Source organism: Ensifer sp. ENS11, from assembly GCF_014851895.1.
In the GTDB taxonomy this organism is placed as follows: domain Bacteria; phylum Pseudomonadota; class Alphaproteobacteria; order Rhizobiales; family Rhizobiaceae; genus Ensifer; species Ensifer canadensis.
Genome location: NZ_JACVAN010000039.1, coordinates 1 through 23,981, shown reverse-complemented (window position 1 = coordinate 23,981; position 23,981 = coordinate 1). Strand labels below are relative to the sequence as shown.

The 23,981-nt window shown below is 58.1% G+C and carries 20 protein-coding genes and 3 pseudogenes; 16 read left to right on the top strand and 7 right to left on the bottom strand.

Annotated features, from left to right (window positions below):
• The 3 genes and pseudogenes from IB264_RS33875 to IB264_RS33865 form a co-directional block, all read left to right on the top strand.
• Window positions 1–106, top strand: a pseudogene (locus IB264_RS33875) (IS5/IS1182 family transposase); the annotation flags it as partial.
• Window positions 107–379: 273 nt separating this feature from the next.
• Entirely contained in the window at window positions 380–775 is a 396-nt protein-coding gene (locus IB264_RS35480; protein WP_309141694.1) for a toll/interleukin-1 receptor domain-containing protein, read from the top strand.
• Window positions 776–1,535: 760 nt separating this feature from the next.
• A complete protein-coding gene (locus IB264_RS33865) occupies window positions 1,536–2,426 on the top strand; it encodes a LysR family transcriptional regulator (protein ID WP_192435287.1) in 891 nt (296 codons plus the stop codon).
• An 804-nt stretch (window positions 2,427–3,230) separates the two neighbouring features.
• Here the strand turns inward: IB264_RS33865 and IB264_RS33860 are convergent.
• Window positions 3,231–4,274, bottom strand: coding sequence for an SDR family oxidoreductase (locus IB264_RS33860; RefSeq protein WP_192435285.1), 1,044 nt, complete (start codon window positions 4,272–4,274; stop codon window positions 3,231–3,233).
• A gap of 79 nt (window positions 4,275–4,353) precedes the next feature.
• On the opposite strand from IB264_RS33860, the gene IB264_RS33855 reads away from it, so the two are divergent.
• Entirely contained in the window at window positions 4,354–4,752 is a 399-nt protein-coding gene (locus IB264_RS33855) for a MerR family transcriptional regulator (RefSeq protein WP_084815401.1), read from the top strand.
• Between the two features lie 240 nt (window positions 4,753–4,992).
• Here the strand turns inward: IB264_RS33855 and fabF are convergent, their stop codons facing one another.
• Entirely contained in the window at window positions 4,993–6,291 is a 1,299-nt protein-coding gene (gene fabF / locus IB264_RS33850) for a beta-ketoacyl-ACP synthase II (RefSeq protein WP_192435295.1), read from the bottom strand.
• Window positions 6,292–6,474: 183 nt separating this feature from the next.
• Window positions 6,475–7,062, bottom strand: a complete 588-nt coding sequence (locus IB264_RS33845) for a TetR/AcrR family transcriptional regulator (RefSeq protein ID WP_025430994.1) — start codon at window positions 7,060–7,062, stop codon at window positions 6,475–6,477.
• Between the two features lie 99 nt (window positions 7,063–7,161).
• On the opposite strand from IB264_RS33845, the gene IB264_RS33840 reads away from it, so the two are divergent.
• Window positions 7,162–8,277, top strand: coding sequence for an efflux RND transporter periplasmic adaptor subunit (locus IB264_RS33840; RefSeq protein ID WP_192435283.1), 1,116 nt, complete (start codon window positions 7,162–7,164; stop codon window positions 8,275–8,277).
• The gene (locus tag IB264_RS33835) at window positions 8,277–11,390 is read left to right on the top strand and encodes an efflux RND transporter permease subunit (RefSeq protein WP_192435281.1); all 3,114 of its coding nucleotides are present in this window, start codon (window positions 8,277–8,279) and stop codon (window positions 11,388–11,390) included. Before IB264_RS33840 ends, IB264_RS33835 begins: the two co-directional genes overlap by 1 nt.
• A gap of 240 nt (window positions 11,391–11,630) precedes the next feature.
• Here IB264_RS33835 and IB264_RS33830 read toward each other — a convergent pair whose 3' ends face one another.
• The 4 genes and pseudogenes from IB264_RS33830 to IB264_RS33820 all read right to left on the bottom strand — a co-directional run bounded on the left by IB264_RS33830 (window position 11,631) and on the right by IB264_RS33820 (window position 13,272).
• A complete protein-coding gene (locus IB264_RS33830; RefSeq protein WP_192435279.1) occupies window positions 11,631–12,071 on the bottom strand; it encodes a type II toxin-antitoxin system HicB family antitoxin in 441 nt (146 codons plus the stop codon).
• A 5-nt stretch (window positions 12,072–12,076) separates the two neighbouring features.
• Window positions 12,077–12,217, bottom strand: a pseudogene (locus IB264_RS33825) (type II toxin-antitoxin system HicA family toxin); the annotation flags it as partial.
• Window positions 12,218–12,223: 6 nt separating this feature from the next.
• Window positions 12,224–12,445 (bottom strand): annotated as a pseudogene (locus IB264_RS35015) (IS6 family transposase); the annotation flags it as partial.
• An 80-nt stretch (window positions 12,446–12,525) separates the two neighbouring features.
• Window positions 12,526–13,272: a FadR/GntR family transcriptional regulator gene (locus tag IB264_RS33820; RefSeq protein WP_192435277.1), complete on the bottom strand. Its 747-nt coding sequence runs from the start codon at window positions 13,270–13,272 to the stop codon at window positions 12,526–12,528.
• A gap of 470 nt (window positions 13,273–13,742) precedes the next feature.
• Between IB264_RS33820 and IB264_RS33815 the strand changes: the two genes are divergently transcribed.
• The 10 genes from IB264_RS33815 to IB264_RS33770 form a co-directional block, all read left to right on the top strand.
• Complete coding sequence (locus IB264_RS33815) at window positions 13,743–14,216, top strand: RidA family protein (RefSeq protein ID WP_192435275.1); 474 nt, start codon at window positions 13,743–13,745, stop codon at window positions 14,214–14,216.
• Window positions 14,217–14,240: 24 nt separating this feature from the next.
• Entirely contained in the window at window positions 14,241–14,996 is a 756-nt protein-coding gene (locus IB264_RS33810) for an amino acid ABC transporter ATP-binding protein (RefSeq protein ID WP_192435273.1), read from the top strand.
• A 15-nt stretch (window positions 14,997–15,011) separates the two neighbouring features.
• Complete coding sequence (locus IB264_RS33805) at window positions 15,012–15,680, top strand: amino acid ABC transporter permease (protein WP_192435271.1); 669 nt, start codon at window positions 15,012–15,014, stop codon at window positions 15,678–15,680.
• Window positions 15,681–15,690: 10 nt separating this feature from the next.
• The gene (locus tag IB264_RS33800) at window positions 15,691–16,341 is read left to right on the top strand and encodes an amino acid ABC transporter permease (protein WP_107028518.1); all 651 of its coding nucleotides are present in this window, start codon (window positions 15,691–15,693) and stop codon (window positions 16,339–16,341) included.
• 41 nt (window positions 16,342–16,382) lie between these two features.
• On the top strand, window positions 16,383–17,228 hold the full coding sequence (locus IB264_RS33795) for a transporter substrate-binding domain-containing protein (protein ID WP_192435269.1): 846 nt from the start codon (window positions 16,383–16,385) through the stop codon (window positions 17,226–17,228).
• A 174-nt stretch (window positions 17,229–17,402) separates the two neighbouring features.
• The gene (locus IB264_RS33790) at window positions 17,403–19,493 is read left to right on the top strand and encodes a hydantoinase/oxoprolinase family protein (RefSeq protein WP_192435267.1); all 2,091 of its coding nucleotides are present in this window, start codon (window positions 17,403–17,405) and stop codon (window positions 19,491–19,493) included.
• A 14-nt stretch (window positions 19,494–19,507) separates the two neighbouring features.
• Entirely contained in the window at window positions 19,508–21,145 is a 1,638-nt protein-coding gene (locus IB264_RS33785; protein WP_025430981.1) for a hydantoinase B/oxoprolinase family protein, read from the top strand.
• Between the two features lie 71 nt (window positions 21,146–21,216).
• The gene (locus IB264_RS33780) at window positions 21,217–22,419 is read left to right on the top strand and encodes a pyridoxal phosphate-dependent aminotransferase (protein WP_192435265.1); all 1,203 of its coding nucleotides are present in this window, start codon (window positions 21,217–21,219) and stop codon (window positions 22,417–22,419) included.
• 88 nt (window positions 22,420–22,507) lie between these two features.
• Complete coding sequence (gene kdgD / locus IB264_RS33775) at window positions 22,508–23,413, top strand: 5-dehydro-4-deoxyglucarate dehydratase (RefSeq protein ID WP_192435291.1); 906 nt, start codon at window positions 22,508–22,510, stop codon at window positions 23,411–23,413.
• A gap of 80 nt (window positions 23,414–23,493) precedes the next feature.
• The coding region (locus IB264_RS33770; RefSeq protein WP_192435263.1) for an aldehyde dehydrogenase family protein at window positions 23,494–23,981 on the top strand (488 nt) is incomplete at its 3' end.

Here is a 23,981-nt window from a genome sequence, read left to right as displayed (position 1 = left end):
CGCAAAGCTCAAGGACTGGCGGCGCATCGCAACCCGCTACGACCGATGCGCGCACACCTTCTTCTCCGCAATATGCATCGCCGCGACCGTCATCTTCTGGCTCTGATCAATGAGTCCTGAGCCTAGCCGGTCACGATACGGCGGCTACAGTCTCTACGACTCCGGATCATACTCCTCGCGTTCATACTCAACTACCTCGTCTTCCTCTGGACTTGGCAGCGGTCGAAGCAGCGGCGGCGGGTCCGGTCGCCGCACGTCAAAGCCCCGTTGGTCGGGTGGCGGTTCGTCTGCGTGGTACACACCGGAACAAGTACAGGCTCTCACGCCGGTTCGCGAAAATGTTGAGAGCCTAGCGGCGTCACAGCCAGATCTTCGAGATGTGTTCCTCTGTCATGCATGGGATGACAGGCAAGGGTCCGCCAAGGAACTTCATGATCTGCTTGAAGCGCGGGGCGTTCGGGTTTGGTTCAGTGAGAAGGATCTTGGCCTTGGGGTGCCGATGATGCGGGCGATCGATAAGGGCTTGGTGAATTCGCGCGTCGGTATTGTTTTGGTAACCCCGGCTATGTTGCGCCGTCTTCCGGCGGAAGGCATCGCAGATAAAGAGCTTTCGGCCCTCCTCCGCCGTGAGCGGCTCGTCCCGGTTGTTCACGGAACGACATATGACGAGCTTGAGCAGGTCAGCCTCTTACTAGCCTCCCGAGCCGGGCTAAACACAGCAGAAGAGTCGATGGAGGAAGTCGCGAAAAAAATTGCCGAACTGGTCGCTACCTAGTGGCCCGCGAAGCGGGTACAACAATGGCTCTACGAACGGCAGCTATCACCGATTACCCCCACAACCAGACCGTCAGCACACCACCCTATGATTCGCCATCGCGTCAACTTGAGCAGACCGTCTGCATTCAGGGAATACGAGAGGCGCTCTGAACGACAGATGTGCGGGCGCAATGCTGCCGTTCACAGACTTAAGCGTGGACGTCGCCTTAGGGGCGGACAGAATCCTGCTCCCACGAGCCCTGCACGGCTTGTTGCTGTGATGTTCACCTTTTGGGCCAAGAAGATCGCATAATGTATCGACGGGAACGCTGGCGGTCCGACGGCCTTGGCTTGCCAATCCCCGGAAGACTTAGGCCTTAGCCAATCGCACACCGGGGCCGCCGTTGGGCGCAGGACCGTCGTCGAAGAAGACAATACCTCGCGCCTCATACACTCGTTTGATTGCCTCAACAGTGACAGGCTGCGGGCCTCTTGGGCCAGCCTCATCTTGCTCGACCCGACTAACGGTATTTGCCGTCACCTTGGCTAGCTCCGCCACCTCGCGCACTCCGAGCTTTAAGATTGCACGAGCAGCTCTGGCTTGGGTGGAGTTCACAGCGACCTCGTATTTATTTCGATACAGGGTATTGACAAATACCCGGACGCTATATAGATACACTGCATCGATATCTGCATCAACGATTCCGCATTGTTCGCTGGGCGTATTCCGTCCTGCGTGGTCGCGCGCGCGTATTTCTCCGAATGACGAGGACCCCGCCATGGAACTTCGCCAGCTGACTTACTTCGTGGCGGTTGCCGAGGAGCTGCATTTCGGTCGGGCGGCAGCCCGGGTGCATATCGCCCAGCCGGCTTTGAGCTGTCAGATCCAGTCGCTGGAAAAGGAACTCGGCGTTCGCCTGCTGGAGCGCTCGACGAGAAAGGTCGAACTGACCAGGGCAGGGGAGATCTACTACGATCGCTGTGTGCGGATCCTGGGCGATGTCGATCTGTCGGCCGAGGTGGTGCGCTCGGTTGCCGGCAAGGCGAGGCGCAAGATCCGGATCGGAACGGTTTATCCGGCAACGATCGGTCTGCTGCCGGCGTTCCTGGCGCGCATCGGCCGCAAGTATCCCGATATCGAGCTGCATATATCCAGCGGCTCGACCAACGACATCATCCGCGGTCTGGAGAACGGCCAGATCAATCTCGGCTTCATCCGCCCGGTCGAAAACATCGGCTCGCTCAGGTTCTTCTCGATCGCGCATGAGCGCTACCTGCTGGCGGTGGAGAAGAACAGCGCCCTGCTTGCTCAAAGCGAGATCGGCATCGAGGACCTGAAGGGTGAGAAGATCATCTCGTTCTCGCGCCAGAACATGTCTTTTACCGAGCGCTATTTCGCGGAAAAGTTCGAGGAGCACGATCTCGCAAAGAGTGTCGCTTACAGCTGTGACGACACCTTCTCCTTGGTGTCACTGGTGTCGGCCGGTCTTGGCATCGGCTTTGCGCCGGAATGGACGCTGGATCTGCCCAACCGCAATTTCGAGCTTCGGAAGGTGAGGGGTGTCGACTTCAGGATCGGGCTGGGGGTTGCCTGGTCCAAAGACGACCCGACGGCGGCCAGAGACGACATCATCGATATCGCGCGGTCGCTGGTGAGGGCGGGCAGGTGAGATGAGTGGAACAACGACGGCGGTCGGTTCCCTTGCGAACCGTATATCAGCGCCATCTCGCGTGGAAAAGACGCGAGTGTAGCGGCATTTGCGTTGGCGGCGAGAGTGGCCCTGAAAAGTGGCATTTGCCGGCGACGTTGCGCTGCCGGCAAGCGCGGCACTAGATCAGTTCGATCTGGACTTCCTTCAGGGGCCCGTGTCAACGTCGATGCCAGAGGTGTCGATGACGAAACGGCCAGCAACGGTTTTTCGATTTTGCCTTCGGCGACTTTCTTGTCATTCACATAAATCGCGGCTGATGCAGCTTTGCTGCATTCGCAGAGGTTTGGTCGTCCAAATCGACCGCCTCGCCGAGAGGTGTAGCTGCGATTGTCTTGATCTGTCGAGCGAGAGCCGCAAGCTTTTTTGCAAGGTCCTGTAATTCGATCGGTGAAGCCGCGCCCTCGCGGGTGTCCTTGACGCTAGGTCCGTGCACGGTGTCCTCCTCTCCCATTGGACATAAGCACAATGTGTATTTCAAAAACGGAATATAAAGCTACTTCTCAAAACGCGTTCTTATAGCGGTACGCAGCCAATGGATTGATTTTGCAAAGGTGTGAGTGTGGGTGATCGCGTTGCGATCGCCCAGTAGATCGGGCCACAATTAACCGAAGCGCAAATGAATCGACGCCTTCGTATCAGTGCGCGATTTCTAAGGAGAAAAGGGCACTAAGACCGAAATCAACGAATGTCACCGACCTTCAAGGGTCTTTGGCTGAAACCTCTGTCTTGGCTGTAGCCCTTTAACGCCGCATCGCGAACGTTTCAGCTAGGCAAGAAGCCGTGCGTACGGAACCAGGCCACTTCATCACGCAGGGTTTCGGTGACCGGCCGGAACTCCAGACCCAATTCTCGTGTGCTCTTCGCACAATCGTAGCGAGAGCGGTCATTCTCCGTGGCAACTGTTCGCGCCATGGCCCAACTCAAGAGTACAGGCTTGCCAGTCATCCGCGCGTAGAGCTCATTGCCGGCGCCGATCAGGTAAAGGAAGAAGAGTGGAATGCGGCGGGTCGGTGCCTTTGCCCTGGTGGCTTGTGCGATCAACGGCAACAAATCGGTCATGGTCATATGCTGTCCGGCGGCGAGGTAACGTTCGCCGCGTTGCCCTCGGCGGCTAGCGAGGATCATCGCCCGCGCCACATCGCGCGCATCGACCACCGAGAAGGAGCCGGGTGGAACGCCGGGCAAGCGCTCGAGTGCCACATCCAGCACTGTTTGGCCAGCCGAGGTCGGCCCGATATCCCCCGGCCCGTGCATCCAGCCCGGAAGCACCATGGCCGCCCAGAAATCGGGATGTTTGTCGAGAAAATCAAGCACCACGCGGTCCGACAGGATCTTGCTGCGGTAATAATCATCGGCGTCCCGCTCATCCCGCAACATGGTCTCGTCTATGGTCTGTCCCTTTGCACCGCGCAACACGGCGACCGAACTGGTATGGACGAAGCGCCGCACGCCGGCACGATAAGCGTGATCGAGCAAGCCACGGGTACCTGCGACATTGGCCGCGTAGAGCGCGTCCCAATGCTTCCCGCCCTTGTAAGAGTCGCGGAAATAGGCCGCTGTGTGGAAAACCACGTCCACGCCCTTAAGCGCGTTCGCAAAACCCGGCACGTCGAGCATATCGCCGGTGATGATCTCCAAATCCAGCCCGGCAAACTGCATTGCTGCTTTCTCGTGCGAGCGAACCAGCGCGCGCACGCCCCAGCCGTCGGCGATTAGTTCGCGGACCAGATTGTTGCCCAGAAGGCCGGTTGCCCCAGTCACGAAGGCAGTCGGCTCATGGGAATCGTTATTAGGATAGTTCAGCATGAAAGTGTTCCACAATTGAGGGAACGCATCATATAAGGCTGGACTAAGGTCCATGGTCAACAGCTTAAGGGGTGAAAATATGCTGATCGGAGAATTCGCCCAGCGGACAGGATTGAGCCAGGATACTGTCCGCTTTTATGTCCGCAAAGGTCTGCTCAGGCCGCAACTCGGCGCCAAAGGTGGTCGCAATCCCTATCAGATCTTCACCGACCAGGACGCCTCGACGGTTCGGATGATCCGTTTCGCACAATCACTGGGTCTGCCACTCAAGGAGATCGCGGAGATTGCCACGGAACTGCAACGCGAGGGCTTATCGCCGGCGCGTGAGATCGAGATCATGGACGTCCAGCTCGTCAGGCTTGAGCAGAAGGCAACTGAATTGGCCGAGCTGACCAATTACCTGCGGGCGAAGCGCGACTGGGTCGCGTGCGGCAAGCCGGGCGATGAACCGCGATTTACCGATGACACGCTTTGCTAACCTCAACAGTGGCCGACTTCCGGCAAATGTACCGCGAGCGGCGGCGTTTGGCGTAATTGTTGCTCAGAACGCAGCGACATGCTGTTCAGTCGACCAGGTTGCCGAAGACACCACCGCAAACGCCGATAACGGCAATCACTGGCTTGAGGGGACGAACGTTTGGCGTAGTAACCATCGTCGATTCCATTGAAGTTCAGCTCCCGGACAAGATTTCATGACCTGGTTGGGCGAAGATACCCGTCAGCCAATTGAAGATGAGCGAGGCACGCTTCCACCTGGCCAACGCTTGAAAAGTGCGCTGGCATTGACCCCGCCAAAGCCGAAACCGTTGGATATTGCGTATTCTGCGTCTAATTGGCGCGCGTGGTTCGCCACGAAATCGATACCGTCGGCTTCCGGATCCGGAGCGTTCAGGTTGAGGGTTGGCGGCGCGATCTGGTTCTTGAGTGCCAGAATGGTGAAGATCGCTTCCAGCCCTCCCGCCGCGCCGAGCAGGTGTCCTGTTGACGATTTCGTGCCGCTGACGGCTATGGATTTTTTGGAGCCAAATACACTTTTGATAGCCCTTATTTCACCGAGATCTCCCACTGGCGTCGAGGTGGCATGCGCATTCAGATGTCCGATCTCACGCGGGGCTATACCGGCCTGCGCGATGGCGATCTCCATGGCTCTGCGCGCGCCGTTTCCGTCTTCGGGGCCGGAAGTTATGTGATGGGCATCGGCTGTCGTGCCGTATCCGACGAGTTCGGCAATGGGCGTTGCGCCGCGAGCAAGCGCGTGACTCAATGCCTCGATGACAAGTATGCCCGCTCCTTCGCCCATGACGAAGCCGTCGCGTGACGTATCGAAGGGGCGCGATGCCTGGCTCGGCGTTTCGTTGAAGCCAGTCGACAGCGATCTGGCGGCGGCAAAACCACCGAGACTGACGATATTCATGCAGGCTTCTGTTCCGCCGCATATCGCAATGTCGGCTTCGTTGGATCGGATCAACCTGGCGGCATCCCCGATCGCCTGAACGCTGGCGGCGCACGCGGTTACCGGTGCGCCGAGGGGGCCTTTGAAGCCATGACGGATCGAGACTTGTCCCGCTGCGAGGTTGACGAGAAACGACGGTACTGTGAAGGGTGAAAGACGACGCACACCGCGTTGATCGACGGTGCGGACCGCTTCGGTTATTGCAGGGAAGCCGCCAATGCCCGACGCAACGATCGTTGCGGTTCTCAGCCGGTCTTCATTCGAGGTCGGCTTCCAGTTCGCCTGCGCGAGGGCTTCTTCAGCGGCCGCCAGTGCAAAGATGATAAACCGGTCAACCTTGCGCTGGTCCTTCGGAGCCATGATCGTATCCGGATCGAAGCCGCCTTCTGGATCCTCCGTGAACAAGGGGACAACTCCCCCTATTTTCGAAGGGAGATCCCCGACAACCTCTTCACCCAGTCGACGAATGCCGCTTTGGCCCGCGAGGAGCCGTGTCCAGGAGATATCTACATTTGCACCAACAGGGCTTACGGCTCCCATTCCCGTGACAACAATACGACGCATCTGTTTTCCACCTGTCTTCACTGTAAAAATGGGCATGCCTTCAGCCTCCCGACCGACGATGCGGTCAGGGCCTGTTCTCTAAACATGCGGTTTATGCAGGAGCCTTGGACGCTCTCAGCCAAACCGAGTGGCAGCTAATCTTCGGCCCTTATCCACGCCAGGCCATCGAACCCGGCTTAGCCTTCAGGCAACATCGTCACCGCGCGCAATGCGCCTGACTTCGCCAGCCGCTGCGTCGAGGATGCCTTGCGACATGTTCCGGTCCTCCGTGATGCGGGAAAGCGTGACGGCACCCACCATGATAGACAGTATTGCCATCGCCTTGCTGCTGGGCTCGGAGTTCTTATCATCGCCCATTAGTTCATCGAGTACTTCGAAGTGAGCGCGGATTCCGTCCTCGAATGGACGTCTGACCTCTTCACTCTGCCGAGCGGCGTCCGATCCGAGCGCCACCAAAGGGCAACCTTCCGCCTTTTCTCCACGATGGTCGGGGGAGAGGTAGAATGCCATCACAGCCTCGAGGGGATCGGAACTGTCCGCGGCGGCCGCTGACCATCTCCGGGTCGCACTTTCCATGGCGCGCCTTGATGCAAGTGCAGCAAGGTCGTCCTTTGATGCGAATTGCTTATAGAAGCCGCCTTGCGTAAGGCCAGCTCCCTTCATCAGATCCTTCAGGCCAATTCCGTCAAAGCCATGCTCTCGGAACAGACGGCTTGCGACGTTGATGACCGTCTCACGGTTCTCCTCAGCCTGTGCCCGGCTCACTCTCATGACGATCTCCAATTAGATTTCATTTGACATCTATAATGCGAATAGAGTTAGATCGCAATCTAATTTGTTTGGATCGCTGGTCAAGAAGAGAAACTTAAAATGAAACGCAAACATGTCCTGACTTTCGTAGGTCTCGTGGCAGCGGCCGGGGCAGCCGGTGCCTTTTTCCTGGTTTTCGAACCCACAAAGACGGAAGCCGAGGCTGCCGACCCAAGGACTGTTTCACCGTTGGTCAGGGTGGCAGAGGCGACAACGACTGGATCGGCGGAGCGCTCGTTTACCGGAACAGTCGCATCACGAATCCAGAGCAACCTCGGTTTTCGGGTTCCGGGCAAAATCATCGAACGAATGGTGGATGTGGGCCAGCAGGTCAGGCAAGGCCAGGCTCTGATGCGCATTGATGAAACCGATCTCCAGCTCGCGCTGACAGCTAAGCGCAATACGGTCACCGCAGCACGCGCTGTCCTGGTCCAGGCGCAAGCAGACGAGAAACGCTATGCGGTGCTGGTGAAAAATGGCTTGGCAGCCACTCCACAACGTTATGAACAGGCGAAGGCTGCTCTCGACACGGCTGCGGCACAGCTTGCTGCGGCTGAAGCCGATGCAAAGGTCGCAGAAAACGAAGCGGCATATACGGTCTTACTCGCAGACTCGGATGGAACCATCGTCCAGACGCTTGGAGACGCCGGACAAGTCGTGGCAGCAGGCCAGACGGTCGTTCAACTGGCGCAGGCGGGGCCGCGCGAGGCTGTTGTCTGGCTTCCGGAGACGCTGCGGCCCGACATCGGATCCGAAGGACAAGCCGCTGTTTATGGAGGCGACGGCCTCAGCGGAAAGGCCAGGCTGCGACAGATTTCCGATTCTGCCGACCCGCAAACCCGGACATACGAGGCGCGTTATGTTCTTGAAGGCGCCGCTGCCTCTGCCCCCCTTGGTTCGACAGTCACGATCAAAATATTGGATGCGGACAGGCAAACGGAGGTCGCTGTTCCAGTCGGTGCTATCCTTGACGACGGCAGCCGGACAGGTGTGTGGGTTGTCAACGGCGCCACGTCCACTGTGAACTTCACGCCTGTTGAGATCAAACGGATCGGCGAGGAGACTGCATTTGTCACCGGCGTCATGGTTGATCAACAGGTTGTCGCTCTGGGTGCGCATCTGCTTGAAAATGGCGCGAGCGTCAGGGTTGCCTCGCAGCAAGAGGTGACAAAGTAATGAACTTCAATCTTTCCGCCATCGCAGTTCGCGAACGCGCTGTCACACTGTTCTTCATCGTTCTGTTAGCGGCCGCGGGGGTGTATGCCTTCGTCAAACTAGGCCGCGCCGAGGATCCGTCCTTTACCATCAAGACCTTGACGGTCACGTCGGTTTGGCCGGGCGCCACTGCACATGAAATGCAGGATCTTGTGGCCGAGCCCCTAGAGAAGCGTATCCAGGAACTCACATGGTACGACCGTGTCGAGACGACAACGCGGCCAGGCTACGCATTCCTCACAGTTACGCTCAAGGACAACACGCCAGCATCTGCCGTCGAAGAGGAGTTCTATCAGGCTCGCAAGAAGCTCGGTGACGAAGCCCGAAATCTCCCTCCGGGCGTTAGGGGCCCGTTTGTCAACGATGAGTATTCCGACGTGAGCTTCGGCCTTTATGCCCTGAAGGCGAAGGGAATGCCGATGCGCGACCTCGTCCGGCAGGCGGAGGTCATCCGTCAGGGTCTCCTGCACGTGCCGGGGGTCAAGAAAATCAACATTCTCGGAGAGCGTCCCGAACAGATCTTCGTCGAATTTTCCTATGCCAAGCTGGCAACGCTCGGAATATCGGCGCAGGATATTGCTGCAGCCTTGCAGAGACAGAACACGGTCACACCCGCCGGCTCGATCGACACCCGTGGCCCACAGGTCTTCATTCGTTTTGACGGGGCTTACAACAGTGTACAGGCGATTGCCGAAACGCCGATCGTGGCCGCCGGCCGGACGCTGAAGCTCTCCGATATCGCGGATGTACGGCGAGGCTACGAGGATCCCGCAACCTATATCATCCGGCATGAGGGTGAGCCGACAATCATGCTGGGTGCGGTTATGCAATCGGGTTGGAACGGCCTTGAGCTTGGCAAGGCGCTTGAATCACGATCTGCGGCAATCGCGCAGACATTGCCGCTGGGCATGACTCTCACGAAAGTCAGCGATCAAGCCGTCAACATCGATGAGGCGGTCGGTGAATTCATGCTCAAGTTCGCCATGGCGCTCGGTGTCGTGCTGTTCGTCAGTCTGGTCGCACTCGGTTGGCGCGTCGGCATTGTCGTCGCACTCGCGGTGCCGCTGACGCTGGCCGTCGTCTTCCTGATCATGCTGGAAACCGGCCGGTTCTTCGACCGCATCACGCTCGGCGCGCTGATCCTTGCGCTCGGCCTTCTCGTGGATGATGCCATCATTGCAATCGAGGTGATGGTAGTGAAGATGGAGGAGGGCATGGACCGCATCAAGGCGGCCGCTTATGCCTGGAGCCATACGGCGGCCCCGATGCTTTCCGGCACACTTGTCACAATCATTGGACTGATGCCCGTCGGCTTCGCCAAGTCGACCGCAGGTGAATATGCCGGCAACATCTTCTGGGTCGTCGGCTTCGCCTTGATCGTTTCGTGGTTTGTTGCGGTGATCTTTACGCCGTATATGGGCGTGAAGATGTTGCCTGACATCAAACCGGTCGAGGGTGGACACCACGCCATCTATGATACGCCCAACTACCGTCGCTTGCGCTCCACGATCGAGTTTGCGGTCCGTTATAAAGTCATGACCTGCGCCGTGGTCGGTATCACCATGGCCGTTTCGGTTGTCGGGATGGGCGGCGTAAAACAACAGTTCTTCCCCACATCGGACCGGCCAGAGGTCCTGGTCGAAGTTCGCATGCCTGAGGGTACAAGCATCGAAACCACGACGGCCGCAGTGGAGAAAGTCGAAGACTGGCTGCAAACCCAGCCGGAAACAAAAATCGTCACCAGCTATGTAGGGCAGGGTGCGCCGCGCTTCTTCTTCGCCATGGCGCCTGAATTGCCTGACCCTGCCTTCGCCAAGGTCGTTGTGTTGACGCCCGATGCACATGCACGTGAGGATTTGAAGCACCGCCTTCGCGCCGCCATTTCGGAAGGGCTTGTTCCTGAAGCATCTGTGCGTGTAACGCAGCTTGTCTTTGGGCCCTACACGCCGTTTCCGGTCGAGTTTCGGATCATGGGGCCGGATCAGGAAGAACTGTACAAGATTTCCGAGCAAGCCTTGGCGATCATGAAAACTGTACCCGACGTCAGACAGGCCAATCGTGATTGGGGCAACCGCACGCCGGTGTTGCGCTTTATTCCGGATCAGGAGCGGCTTAATCTGATCGGTCTTTCACCGTCGGAGGCGGCCCAGCAGATGCAGTTACTGCTTACAGGGATCCCCGTCACGCAGGTGCGCGACAACATCCGGAACGTGCCTGTCGTCGCCCGAAGTGCGGGCGAGAACCGCCTCGATCCATCACGGCTTGCCGACTTTTCTCTGATGAGCCGGAGTGGCCGCCAGGTTCCGCTGGATCAGATCGGGCATTCCGAGATCCGCTTCGAGGAACCGATCCTCAAGCGTCGCGACCGGACGCCCGTCATCACGATCAGATCCGATATCAACGAGGCGACGCAGCCCCCGGAGGTTTCGCAGCAGGTCATGAAGGCCCTTCAACCGCTGATCGCTTCGCTTCCAGTCGGATACCGCATCGAGATGGGTGGAAATATCGAGGAATCCCTCAAGGCCAACGTCGCTCTGGTTCAGGTCTTTCCGCTTATGATCGCGGCCACATTGACCGTCATCATCCTGCAGGTCCGCAGTCTGTCGACGATGACAATGGTGATGCTGACCGCACCGCTTGGTCTTGCCGGAGTGGTTCCCACCTTGCTCCTGTTCAACCAGCCATTTGGCTTCAACGCTATTCTCGGGTTGATAGGGCTGGCAGGTATCCTCATGCGCAACACGCTGATCCTGACAGAGCAAATCAAGGAGAACCAGGCGGCCGGTCTTGATGACTATGATGCCGTCATTGAGGCGACGGTGCAGCGGACACGACCTGTCATCCTGACCGCACTAGCAGCGATCCTAGCCTTCATACCTTTGACCCATTCGGTGTTCTGGGGATCGATGGCCTACACCCTGATTGGCGGAACGGCGGCGGGCACCGTGATGATCCTGCTCTTTCTTCCGGCGCTGTACGCTGTTTGGTTCCGGATCAAGCCACCGAAACAAGAGAGCCACCGGGAAACGATCATCGATGAGCCGCAACTCGCTAGGGCAATGGCCGCCGAGTAGGGCACCTCATGCGCAGGACATCCTCTCCGGTTTTTCAGTGGCCACTTCCCATGCTCGCCGGCAGGCGTATGGGAAGTGGATTACCCGCAAAAACGGGGGCGTCCAGGGAAAGCCAGTTGGTCGGAACCTTCGTGCTGGAGATGTCATGAGTCGCCGTACCCCTAGAGAGATTGACGTTGACCTTTCGCGGCAGACCATCAATGTCTTAGAAGGGTGAGGGAGGCACGGACAGAGTTCCGTTCAGGCCCCTAGCCGCGTCTCTGCATGGAGATCGTTGTAATCGTCGTTTGCGTGTGCGATCAAATGCCTGGCGGCTCGAACCAAGAAGCCTGATCGCGTCAGCCCTTGCGCTTCGGCGAAAGCATCGATCGCCTTTAGGACGTCTTCTGGCAGGGTGATATTTACGCGAACCGCTCTTTTGGCTTCGGTCTTGACGCCAACGAGAATTGCAACACCGTCCAGGTTATCCGCGTTTGCCATCACCGCTTCCAGTGTGGAAGGTTCGGGAATTGCTTCGCCGTCTTCGGCTAGACCTTCAATGTGTAGGGACAAGGCTTCCTCGGCCATAGCTCGCGCATCGTCGAGGTCGGTTCCAGCGGTGATCAGGCCAGGAAAGTCGGGAAAGGACACGCCGTAATCACTGTCGGCATCCTTATGGATCAACCCGATATAATTGCGCATGTTCGTTACCTCAGCTTGAGTCCGGCTTGTTTCTCGATGCTCTTCAACGTTCCGATCGGGATGTCCCTTTTCGGATGTGGAACAGTGACGCGGCCAGGTTTCTCGGGATGCTTGAATTGAACATGGCTGCCCTTGGTGGCAACTTCGACGACTTGGCGCGGAGGTCGCCTGCGATGAAGTCGCTTTGCGTAGGTCGGTCCAATTTTCCGTCCCCATCGCCGGATCGTTTCATACGAGACGATGATCCCGCGCTCCAGCAGCAACCCCTCGACCAGCCGCAGGCTCAAAGGAAATCTGAAAAACAGTCAGACCGCATGGGCGATGATCTGTTGCGGGAAACGGTGGCGCTTGTAACTGACGGATGAATTCTTCATCCAACCGCTTCCATGCCTAATCCACTGAAATACCGTTTATGTGACAACACCTTGGCGCCTAGTCAATGTAGCGTAGCGGCTCATTCCGATTGGGCGAGATTGCTTAACGGCGAAGTCTCTCCGTCTGAAAAGCCGCGGTACCGAAGATGGCTCCGGTTTAGATGTGCGCGCATGGCTTCGCGGGCCTGTTCGGAGTTTCCGCTGCTGATCGCTTCGCAGATGGCCCTGTGTTCTCTCACAGTGTTTTGAATGTACTCGGGTGTGATGAGCGCTGGATTGAGTTCCTTTGAGAACGCCGGTTGCGGGAGTATTTGAAGGCTCATCAAGTTGAAGAACTCTATAAAGGCACCATTATTCGTCGCGTCTGCGATCGAGCGATGGAAAACAAAGTCCAGATTGTCGAGGGCGGTTTCGTCGTCGATCGATGCCTCGAATTGGCGGGCAGCGTTCCAGATATTTGATTCCTGTGCCCAGGAGCGGCGGGTCGCAGCAAGACCCGCCGCATGAACCTCGAATGCCATTCGCAGTTCCAGAAGGTCGATGAATGACGTCTTCAGGCGGCGAAGCGGCGCCAGTGCCAGCTCGGAATCATAGCCGGTCAAATCTTCCGGCGCGGGCACATTCCGAACAAACACGCCGACGCCATGACGCGCCTCTACTACTCCATCAGACCGCAATGCGGATATCGCTTCGCGAATGACGGTCCGGCTCACGCCAAAGCGTTGAGAAAGGTCATTAAGCGATCCAAGCTTGTCGCCCTTGTCGAGTTCACCCTCGATGATATGAGCCTTGAGTGCTTGTATGGTCCGACTTGTCAGTGTGTCCAAGATTCACCCGTTACCTAGCGTCACCCTTTACCGGTGCTTTTGACGATTAATAGGGTTTCGTTGTCCTTCTGACAAGATAGCACTACTTCAAGATGTGGTACTACCTGTATGTCGGCGATTGCGCTCAAGTGTGCGCACACAGGCTTCGATGAGCATATCGGCGAGCCTTATTCAAAGCTCTTTATGGCGGATGAGTCAAAAATATTTTCGGCGCTGATTGGAAGCACACACCGACAGAAACCTACAAACGCGCTGTAAATAGCTGAATTAATACGATTATCGCCTTATAAATGCGTCGGCCTCGCTTGGAGGTAGTATCTCTTGTGTCGGTATTGACATGAGATACTATTTCAATAATCTTTGGTCTCAGAAGTGAGCCAGCGATACCTTGTCGGTCGAGACGAGGCGAATGGCTCCGGGAACGAAACAAGCGCTTTAAGGCGCTCGCAGAAAATCAGGTGGAATTTGCTATGGGTGTCGTCTCTGAACGCATCTCCAAGCTCGGCCTCGTGTTGCCTTCTAATGCGCCGGCCTCCGGAAACTACCTTCCGCACCGGCTCGTGGGATCCCTTCTCTTTGTCTCAGGACAGATCCCGCGTATCGACGGTATCGAGCATTTCGTCGGCGTGGTGGGGCAGGACATCTCGCCTGAAGACGGGTATCAAGCCGCTCGTCTTTGCGCTTTGAACCTTGTGGCCCGGGTAAGTGCCGCCCTCGACGGGGACCTCGACCGAGTAATTGCGTGCGTGCAGCTTCGCGGTTTCGTGAACGCGCCGCCGCACTTCCAGGGACATCCGGCCGTAATTGATGGCGCTTCCGATCTTCTTGTCGAAATCTTCGGAGAAAATGGCCGCCACGTCCGTACGGCGCTCGGCGCCGGATCGCTTCCTCGCGGCTCATCCGTCGAGGTTGATGCCGTGTTTGAAGTCGCAATGAAATCCTGACGATAACAGGAAGGGGAACGAGGAATGAGCGAAAGCGCGAAGTCCGAAAAAGCCATATATATGGTCGGCGTCAACAAATGGTATGGCCCTTTGCAAGTGTTAAAGGGAATAAATCTGAACGTCGCTCGCGGCGAGCACATTGTTCTTTGCGGTCCGTCGGGCTCTGGCAAGTCGACGCTTATCCGTTGCATCAATCACCTGGAGGAAATTCAGGAAGGCACAATCTTCGTCAACGGTACACGGCTCAACCAAAGCGGCGCGAATGCCGACCATATTAGACGCGACGTCGGTATGGTGTTCCAGCAGTTCAACCTCTTTCCTCATCTAACAGTGCTTGAAAACTGCATGCTGGCACAGCGGCGCGTTCGCAAGGCGTCGGTGGCAGAGGCTAAGGAAAAGGCCATGCGCCATCTCGAGCGCGTCCACATCGTCGAGCAGGCGCTGAAGTATCCGGCTCAGTTATCGGGCGGTCAGCAGCAGCGTGTCGCCATCGCACGCGCGCTCTGCATGGATCCGAAAATCATGTTGTTCGACGAGCCGACCTCCGCTCTCGATCCCGAGATGGTCAAAGAGGTGCTTGATACAATGGTGTCGCTCGCCGACGACGGCATTACCATGATCTGCGTCACGCACGAAATGGGCTTCGCACGCGCCGTTGCGCATCGCGTCATCTTTATGGACCGCGGTGAGATCGTCGAAAGCGCCAAGCCCGACGTGTTCTTCAGCAACCCGAGCCATGAACGCACCAAGGCGTTCCTCAGCCAGATCCTCAATCACTAGGGCAGAGGTGGATAGATGCAATATTCCTTCGATTTCGCCCCTGTCATTGCCGCTTGGCCCATGTTTCTCGAGGGCGCCATTCAAACACTAAGGATGTCTGCCATCGCAATGGTTGCCGGCCTTGCGCTGGGGATTGTCTTCATGTTGATGAGGATGAGTAAACTTGCCGCCGTGCGGATGATTGCGGTGGGCTATATCGAGCTTATCCGCAACACACCGTTTCTCGTCCAGATCTTCTTTATCTATTTCGGCATGCCGACGCTCGGTATTAAGTTGGACGGTGAAGAGGCAGCGATCCTCGCAATGTCACTCAACTGTGCGGCATATGCCGCGGAGATCGTTCGCGGTGGCGTGCAGTCGATCCGGCCTGGCCAGATTGAGGCGGGCAGGGCGCTTGGCCTGCATACGATCGACATTTATCGTTTCATCGTTTTTCGACCAGCAATCCGTGCGGTCTATCCGGCGCTCTGCAGTCAGTTCATCCTGATGATGCTGAATTCGAGCCTTGTTGCGTCGGTCTCCGCTGAGGAGCTGACCTACATGGCGCAGACGCTGGACGCCCAAACCTTCCGCAGTTTCGAGATCTATTTCGTGCTCGGTGCGGTCTACCTCCTGCTGTCCCAGTTCTTCTCTGTCGCATTGCAGCTGGTCGGCAGATCCTACTTCTCCTATCCGACAAAGTGAGGCCAAATCGATGATCCGTGAATTTGGTTTCGGAGAGTTTCTGTTCCTGCTGGAAGGTGCTCGCTGGACAGTCATCCTCTCTCTCCTCGCGTTCACTTTTGGTGGGGCGCTGGGTCTTGCCGTAGCGCTCGGTCGCACCAGCAAATGGGCGGTCCTGCGCGGCCTGATGGCAACCTACATCCAGATCTTCCAAGGGACGCCGCTCTTGGTGCAGTTGTTCTTCGTTTATTTCGGAATGCCGGTATTTGGCCTCAAGGTCGATATCTGGGTGGCGCTGACCGTTGGCCTGTCGCTGCACACAAGCGCGTTTCTCGGCGAGATCTGGCGTGGCAGCATCCAGGCCGTGGCGCCGGGTCAAAGCGAGGCCGCCCGTGCACTTGGTATCGGCTATGTCTACCGCATGATCGATGTGGTCCTGCCCCAGGCCTTCCGGATCGGTCTGCCCGCCACCATCGGCTTCCTGGTGAACCTTATCAAGGGGACTGCTCTTGCTGCACTCCTGGGCCTGACTGAGCTTACCCGCTCGGGCCAGCTAATGGCGAACATCACGTTTCAACCACTGCAAGTCTATGGGGCGGTCGGGCTCGTCTACTTCTTCATCTGCCTGCCCCTGACCTACTTCAGCGCAAGAGTCGAACGGCGCCTCAACGCCGCGAGATAACAAAAAGAACGCATGATCAAAACCAACCAGAGGTAACCAAAATGTTCAATTCAGCACCGACCATCTCGCGTTCCAGGTTCCTGTCCGGTCTTACGGCGATCATTCTGACGGCGACTGCTTTTACCAACACTGCAGGAGCTGTCACGCCGGAAGAGCTCAAGGCAAAGGGCACGGCCGTCATTGGGGTTCAGATGGATCAGTTTCCCTGGGGCTTCATCGACCAGAACGGTCAAAACGAGGGTTTCGACATCGAGATTTCCAAGCTGATTGCCCAGGAACTCGGCGTCGAGGTGAAGTTCGAACGCATCACCGGCCAGAACCGCATTCCTCTGCTCGTCAACGGCAATGTCGATTTCCTCGTGCCTTCTATGACTATTACGCAAGAGCGTGCCAAGGTCATCCAGTATGTCATTCCCTACTCGTCGAACGACATCACCGTCTGGGCAAAAAAGGATGCTGAAATCAAGGGTAACGAGGATCTCGGTCAATACGTAATCGGCGTTAACCGAGGCAGCGTGTTCGAACCGGTTTTGGTCAAGGCTGCGCCGCCGCAGACAGAAATCAAGCGCTTCGACGATGATGCCACGACAGTGCAAGCACTACTTTCAGGCCAGGTCGATGCGATCCTTGGGAGCGTCACATACGGCCTGGTAATAAAGGAAACGGGACATAGCGCCGAATTCGAGCGCAAATATAAGGTTGCCGACAATTTCCAGGGAATGGCAGTGCGCAAAGGCGATCAGGATATGCTCGCCTACCTCACAGATTTTGTGACCCGGCATACTGCGGACGGATCGCTTGACGCGCTCTACAAGAAATGGATCGGCGTGGATCGCGCCGCGCTTCCGACGACATTGCCGGGTGTCGATTTCACCGGCAAGCAATAACACTTAAGCTCTGCGCGCTCATTTAGCCGTCGCGCAGCGCACCCGAAACATCAACCACTGAAGAGCTTTTTGCCCCCGCCTGCCTGTGCGGGCGGGGAGTGCCGCCGCACGTCGAAAAACAAGCCTTCTCGGGCGCGGCGCAACAAGCTCGTTTACGGAGCATGAGTGAAGAAAATGGCGAAAGATGGCAAGCAAATTAGGGTCGGCGTCGATATCGGTGGTACCTTTACCGATGTCGCGATGGAAGTGGGAGCCACGCTCCATTCGATCAAAGTGCTGACCGACTACTCGTTTCCCGAAAACGCAATCGTTGAAGGCATTCGTCAGGTCGCTGAGGTCGCGGGCGTGGATCTCTCCGAGATCGATACGATCATCCACGGCACCACGCTCGCCACCAATGCCTTGATCGAGCGCCGGGGTGCGAAAACTGCCTTCATCACCACCAAGGGGTTCCGTGACGTCATCGAAATGCGCACGGAGAGCCGTTTCGAACAATATGATCTCGATATCGTACTGCCCGAACCACTGGTTTCGCGTAACGAGCGCTTTGTACTTGACGAGCGCATCGGCGCCGACGGTTCGGTGCTCAAGGCGCTGGACCTTTCCGAAGTCGATGCCCTCTGCGATCGCATTCTTGCTGCCGGTTATCAAAGCGTCGCGATTGGCTTCATACATTCCTACTTGAACGGCGCGCATGAAAAAACCGTTCGAGACCGGCTACTTGCCAAAAAACCGGACATCTCGGTGTCAGTGTCGTTCGAGGTCTCGCCGCAAATGCGCGAGTTCCAGCGCTTCAACACGGTGTGCGCCAACGCCTTCGTCAAGCCCCTGATGGCTTCCTATCTCAACCGCCTCGTTGGTCGCTTGACGGATGAGGGAACCCGATGCCCGATCTTTATGATCCATTCTGGCGGCGGGATCATCAGCGTCGAAAGCGCCATCGAATTCCCGGTTCGCCTTCTTGAATCCGGTCCCGCAGGCGGCGCAATTTTCGCCGCTCATATCGCCAGCAGCTACGGGCTCGACCAGGTCCTCTCCTACGACATGGGCGGGACAACGGCCAAGATCTGCCTGATCGAAAAACAGACGCCCAAGACGTCTAAGACATTCGAGGTCGCTCGCACCTGGCGCTTCAAGAAGGGCAGCGGCATGCCCATCTCCATTCCGGTCATCGAAATGGTCGAGATCGGCGCCGGGGGCGGCTCGATTGCAACCGTCGACAGCATGCGCCAGATCCGCGTTGGTCCTCATAGTGCCGGTTCCGAGCCAGGGCCCGCCTGCTATGGCCGTGGCGGTGAGAACCCGACCGTCACCGACGCCGATCTCATTCTCGGCCGTCTTGACCCCGACGAGTTTGCCGGCGGTGCAATGAAGCTCGATCGTTCCGCCTCTGACAGGGCCATGGACCAGGATGTGGCCTCAAAGCTCGAGACCAATGTTGCAACTGCTGCATACGGGCTCAGCGAAGTGGTTGACGAGAACATGAGCAACGCCGCGCGAATGCATGCCGTTGAAAACGGCAAGGAGCTTTCGGAGTTCACGATGATTGCCTTCGGCGGTGCGGCACCCATCCATGCCGCCCGGCTGTGCGAAAAGCTTGGGATGTCGGATCTTTTGATTCCACCAGGCGCTGGTGTCGGCTCGGCCATCGGTTTCCTGAGGGCTCCATTCGGCTTTGAATCCGTTCGCAGCGCCTATAGCCGTCTAAGCCGCTTCGAGGCGAAAGCGATCAACACCACCATCGGCGACTTGATCGCTGAAGCGACATCCTTCGTGCGCTCAGGAGCGCCGGACGCGGAACCGGGTCTCGAATGCACTGCCTACATGCGTTATGTCGGTCAGGGCTGGGAAGTACCAGTCACCATCGAGGTGCGTGACTACATCGACAGCGACGGCGCACTGTTTCGCAAACTGTTCGACGAACAGTATGAGCAGTTCTTTGGCCGCGTGATCGACGGCCTCGACGTCGAGATCGTCAGTTGGTCGCTGCGTGCTACATCAAAGGTGATCCCGCCTGAGCGGATCGGCACGACCGCTAAGGGAGCGGCAGCCCAGGTTCGGGGCACCCGTGAAATCTTCGACGTGCAGGAAGGCAACTTCCAAAGTGCCGCGATTGTCTCCCGCAACGACATGAAGCCAGGCGATTGGGTCGCCGGTCCGGCGGTCATCACCGAACGCGAAACCTCGACCATTATCACAGCGAGCCGCGAAGTCGTCATGCAGTCCGATGGCTGCCTGCTCGTGCGTGCCAAGCAAGCTGCCTGAACAGAGGGAAAACCATGAAAACCAATGCACTTTCTGACGTCCATATGCAGATCATGTGGAACCGGCTAATCTCCGTAGTTGAGGAGCAAGCGCTTACGCTGATCCGCACCGCGTTCAGCACCAGCGTGCGTGAGTCGGGTGACCTGTCTGCTGGCGTGTTCAACCGCGGCGGAAAGATGATCGCTCAGGCCGTGACCGGTACACCCGGCCACGTCAACGCTATGGCGGAAGCCGTCGGCCACTTCATCCGCGACATCGGCCCTGAGAACATCTTCGAGGGTGACGTCTATATCACCAACGACCCGTGGAAGGGCACGGGCCACCTGCACGACTTCACTGTCGTCTCGCCGAGTTTTCGGAAAGGGGATCTGGTTGGCTACTTCGCCTGCACCGCACACGTAGTCGATGTTGGTGGTCGCGGTTTCGGGCCGGATGCCAACGAGGTCTACGAAGAAGGCATCTTCGTCCCGATCATGAAGTTTGCCGAACGCGGCGTTGTCAACAAGGACCTCGTCAACATCTTGCGCAACAATGTGCGCGAGAGTCATCAGGTGGTCGGCGATGTCTATTCGCTCGCAGCTTGCAACGAGATCGGCCATCGCCGGCTCATGGACATGATGGACGAATTCGGTCTCGCGGATCTCGAAACCTTGGCGGACTTCATCTTCAAGCGCAGCTACGATGCGACGATCGAACGGATTGCGGCCCTGCCGAAGGGTTCCTATTCCAACGTAATGCGGGTCGACGGCTATGGCTCGCCGATCGACATCGCCGTGCGCCTCGATGTGGCGGACGATTATATCCTTGCGGATTTCGAAGGGACCTCGCCGCCCAGTCCGAAGGGTATCAATTGCCCGATCATCTACTCCGCAGCCTATGCCTGTTACGGTCTCAAATGCTCGATCGCGCCGGAGATTCCGAACAATCATGCCTCCCTGCTACCGTTTCGCGTCACGGCTCCGCAAAACTGCATTCTCAATGCGCAACATCCCGCACCTGTCTCGGTGCGCCACGTCCTCGGGCATCTCGTTCCGGACGCCGTACTTGGCGCCGTGCACAAGATGCTTCCTGGTCGCGTACCGGCGGAAGGGGCGGGTGCCTTGTGGAACCTGCACGTCAGCGTTCGGCCGTTGCAGGGTGAAAGGGCGCCGGCTGATGGCGGCCAGCGCGCAGAAGTCCTGCTCTTCAACAGTGGCGGCGCAGGTGCACGCTCCACGCTTGACGGTTTGAGTGCCACGGCATTTCCAAGCGGCGTGCATTCCATGTCGATCGAAGCGACCGAGCACGTCGGTCCGGTCATCTTCTGGCGCAAGGAGTTGCGCGACGGTTCGGGCGGCGCCGGCCAGTTCCGAGGCGGCCTGGGCCAGGTCGTGGAAATCTCGCCGACCGAAGGTCACGAGATGCATTTCAACGCCATGTTCGACCGCGTTGAACACCCGGCGCGCGGCCGCAATGGCGGCGAGAATGGCGCTCCTGGCGCAGTGTTGCTCGACGACGGAACGCGCTTGGCCTCGAAGGGTCGGCAACATGTGCCCGCTGGGCGCCGGCTAATTCTCCAGCTTCCTGGCGGCGGCGGCTACGGTCCGGCAGACACGCGCGATCCAACCGCCGCAAAGCGGGACAGCGATTTCGACTACGTCCCTACCAGATAATCCTCCCGGGGGCCGGGCGGGGCGGAAGCTTCGTCCGGCTTTAAATGTCAATCAGTCCAAGGAAGCCGGAGATGAACTTCGAGAACAAGCGCGCAGCGGGCATAAAGTCATCGCCCAGCATGGCGATCGCAATGGCTGCGAAGAAATTGATTGCCGAGGGCCACGATATCATCGACTTGTCGCTCGGCGAGCCGGATTTCGAGCCGCCGGCACACGTTGCTGAGGCGGCCTGCGAAGCCATTCGTCAGGGGCGGGTGCGCTATGGCGTGCCGGCGGGTATGGAGAGCCTGCGACAGGCGATCGTGAGCAAGTTCAAAACGGAAAATCAGCTGAACTATGCCGCTGACGAGGTGATGGTCGCCAATGGCGCCAAGCAAATCCTGTTTGACGTATTCCTCGCCACGCTCGAGCTTGGCGATGAGGTCATAATCCCGACGCCTTGCTGGGTGTCCTACGGCGACATCGTGTCCCTGCACGGAGGCGACCCAGTCTATGTGAGTTGCGGGCCCGAGGTCGGTTTCAAGATCGACCCTGAGCGGCTGGAAGCATCGATCACGTCCAAGACCCGATGGTTGCTGCTGAACTCGCCATCTAACCCCACCGGAGCTATCTATTCGGCGCAGGAGTACCGAGGACTTGCCGAAGTGCTCGCCCGCCATCCGCAGGTGTTGGTGCTTTCGGACGAAATCTACGAGCACATCCTGCTTAAGGAGGCACCCTTTATATCCTTCGCGTCTGCCTGCCCAGAGCTTCGCGACCGAACACTGATCGTCAACGGTGTGTCCAAGGCATATGCGATGACCGGTTGGCGCGTCGGCTATGCTGCCGGCCCTAAAGCACTCATCGCATCGCTCAATAAAATGCAGTCGCAGAGCGTGACGTCCGTCTCGACTGTAGCGCAAGCAGCAGCCCTCGCAGCGCTAAACGGCGATCAGGATTTTGTTGCCAAAGCCGCGCGAACCTTCGCTGAACGGGCGAAAATCATGTCGCAGGGTCTCGCGGACATCGACGGGCTCGCATTCACTCCGCCGGAGGGTGCTTTTTATGCCTTCATTGGCGTGGGGAGGCTGCTCGGGCGGGAATTAAGCGGAGAGGTGATTGCAGACGACACAACGTTTGCCGCGCACCTTCTCCAGCAGTTCGGCCTGTCGAGTGTGCCAGGTGCGGCTTTTGGCGCGCCCGGTTTCATTCGTCTGTCAATCGCCGCCTCCGACCGTGAGCTAACCGGTGCCTGCGAACGCCTGGCCACGATGGTGCGATCGCTGGAAGCCTGAAGAGGCGCGCACCACCACCCGAAACAATCAAATCAAATCAACCAGGAGCATCGCTATTCGGTGCTTCTGTCAAAGGAGGGCTACATCCATGAGAACTGAAGAATTGAAACAGGTGCTTGGCGCCGGTCTACTTTCCTTCCCTGTCACGCATTTCGATGCGGCGGGAAAGTTCAATGCCAAGAGCTACGGTGAGCACGTCAACTGGCTCTCAGGCTACGATGCAGCCACGCTGTTTGCTGCGGGCGGCACGGGCGAGTTCTTTTCGCTCGCGCCAGAGGAGATTCCGCAAATCGTGCGCGTTGCCAAGGAAGCTGCCGGCAAGACGCCGATTGTTTCAGGCTGCGGCTATGGCACGAATATGGCCGTCTCCATTGCAAGGTCTGTTGAAAAGGCCGGGGCCGACGGAATTCTTCTCCTTCCGCACTACCTGATCGACGCTCCGCAAGAGGGACTCTACCAACATATCAAGGCCGTTTGCCAATCCACCGGTATGGGCGTGATGGTCTACAATCGCGACAATTCAGTGCTCCAGGCCGATACGCTCGCGCGGCTTTGCGACGAATGCCCCAACCTCGTCGGCTTCAAGGATGGTACCGGGGACATCGCTCTTGTGCGCCAAATTACGGCGAAGATGGGTGACCGATTGACCTACCTTGGCGGTATGCCGACCGCCGAGCTCTTCGCAGAAGCCTATCTCGGAGCTGGATTCACAACCTACTCGTCCGCCGTGTTCAACTTCGTGCCCGGTCTGGCGATGGAGTTCTATAAGGCGTTGCGCGCCGGCGAACGCGCGAAGTGCGAAAAGATCCTTCTCGACTTCTTCTACCCCTTCATGGCGATCCGCAATCGCGCCAAAGGCTATGCAGTTGCGGCGGTAAAAGCGGGTGTACGCCTACAGGGCTTCGATGCTGGTCCTGTCCGCTCACCGCTTCACGACCTGACGGCGGAGGAAATGTCCATGATGGAAGCCTTGATTGGTCAGCACAAGCGTTAATGGTCAAACGGTCGCCCTTGTCCCGCGTGATGAGGGCGACCCTATTCATTGATTAAATAGCGATCTAGCAGGAGGTCCCCATGACATTGCACCAGAACCTGATTGCCGGCGAATGGGTTGGCGGTAATGGCGTTGCCAATATCAATCCGTCGGACACCAACGATGTGATCGGGGAATATGCCCGCGCCTCGGCCGAGGATGCGAAGGCGGCGATCGCCGCGGCCAAGGCTGCGTTTCCGGCCTGGTCACGCTCCGGCATCCTCGAGCGCTATGCAATCCTTCGAAAGACCGCCGACGAGATCCTTGCGCGCAAGGACGAGCTCGGACGGCTGTTGTCGCGCGAAGAGGGCAAGACGCTGGCCGAAGGCATCGGCGAGACCGTGCGCGCCGGCCAGATCTTCGACTTCTTCGCCGGTGAAGCGCTGCGGCTGGCCGGCGAAATCATCCCCTCGGTGCGCCCTGATATCGGCGTCGAGATCACCCGCGAGCCGGTCGGCGTCGTCGGCATCATCACGCCATGGAATTTCCCGATCGCCATTCCCGCCTGGAAGATCGCGCCGGCGCTCTG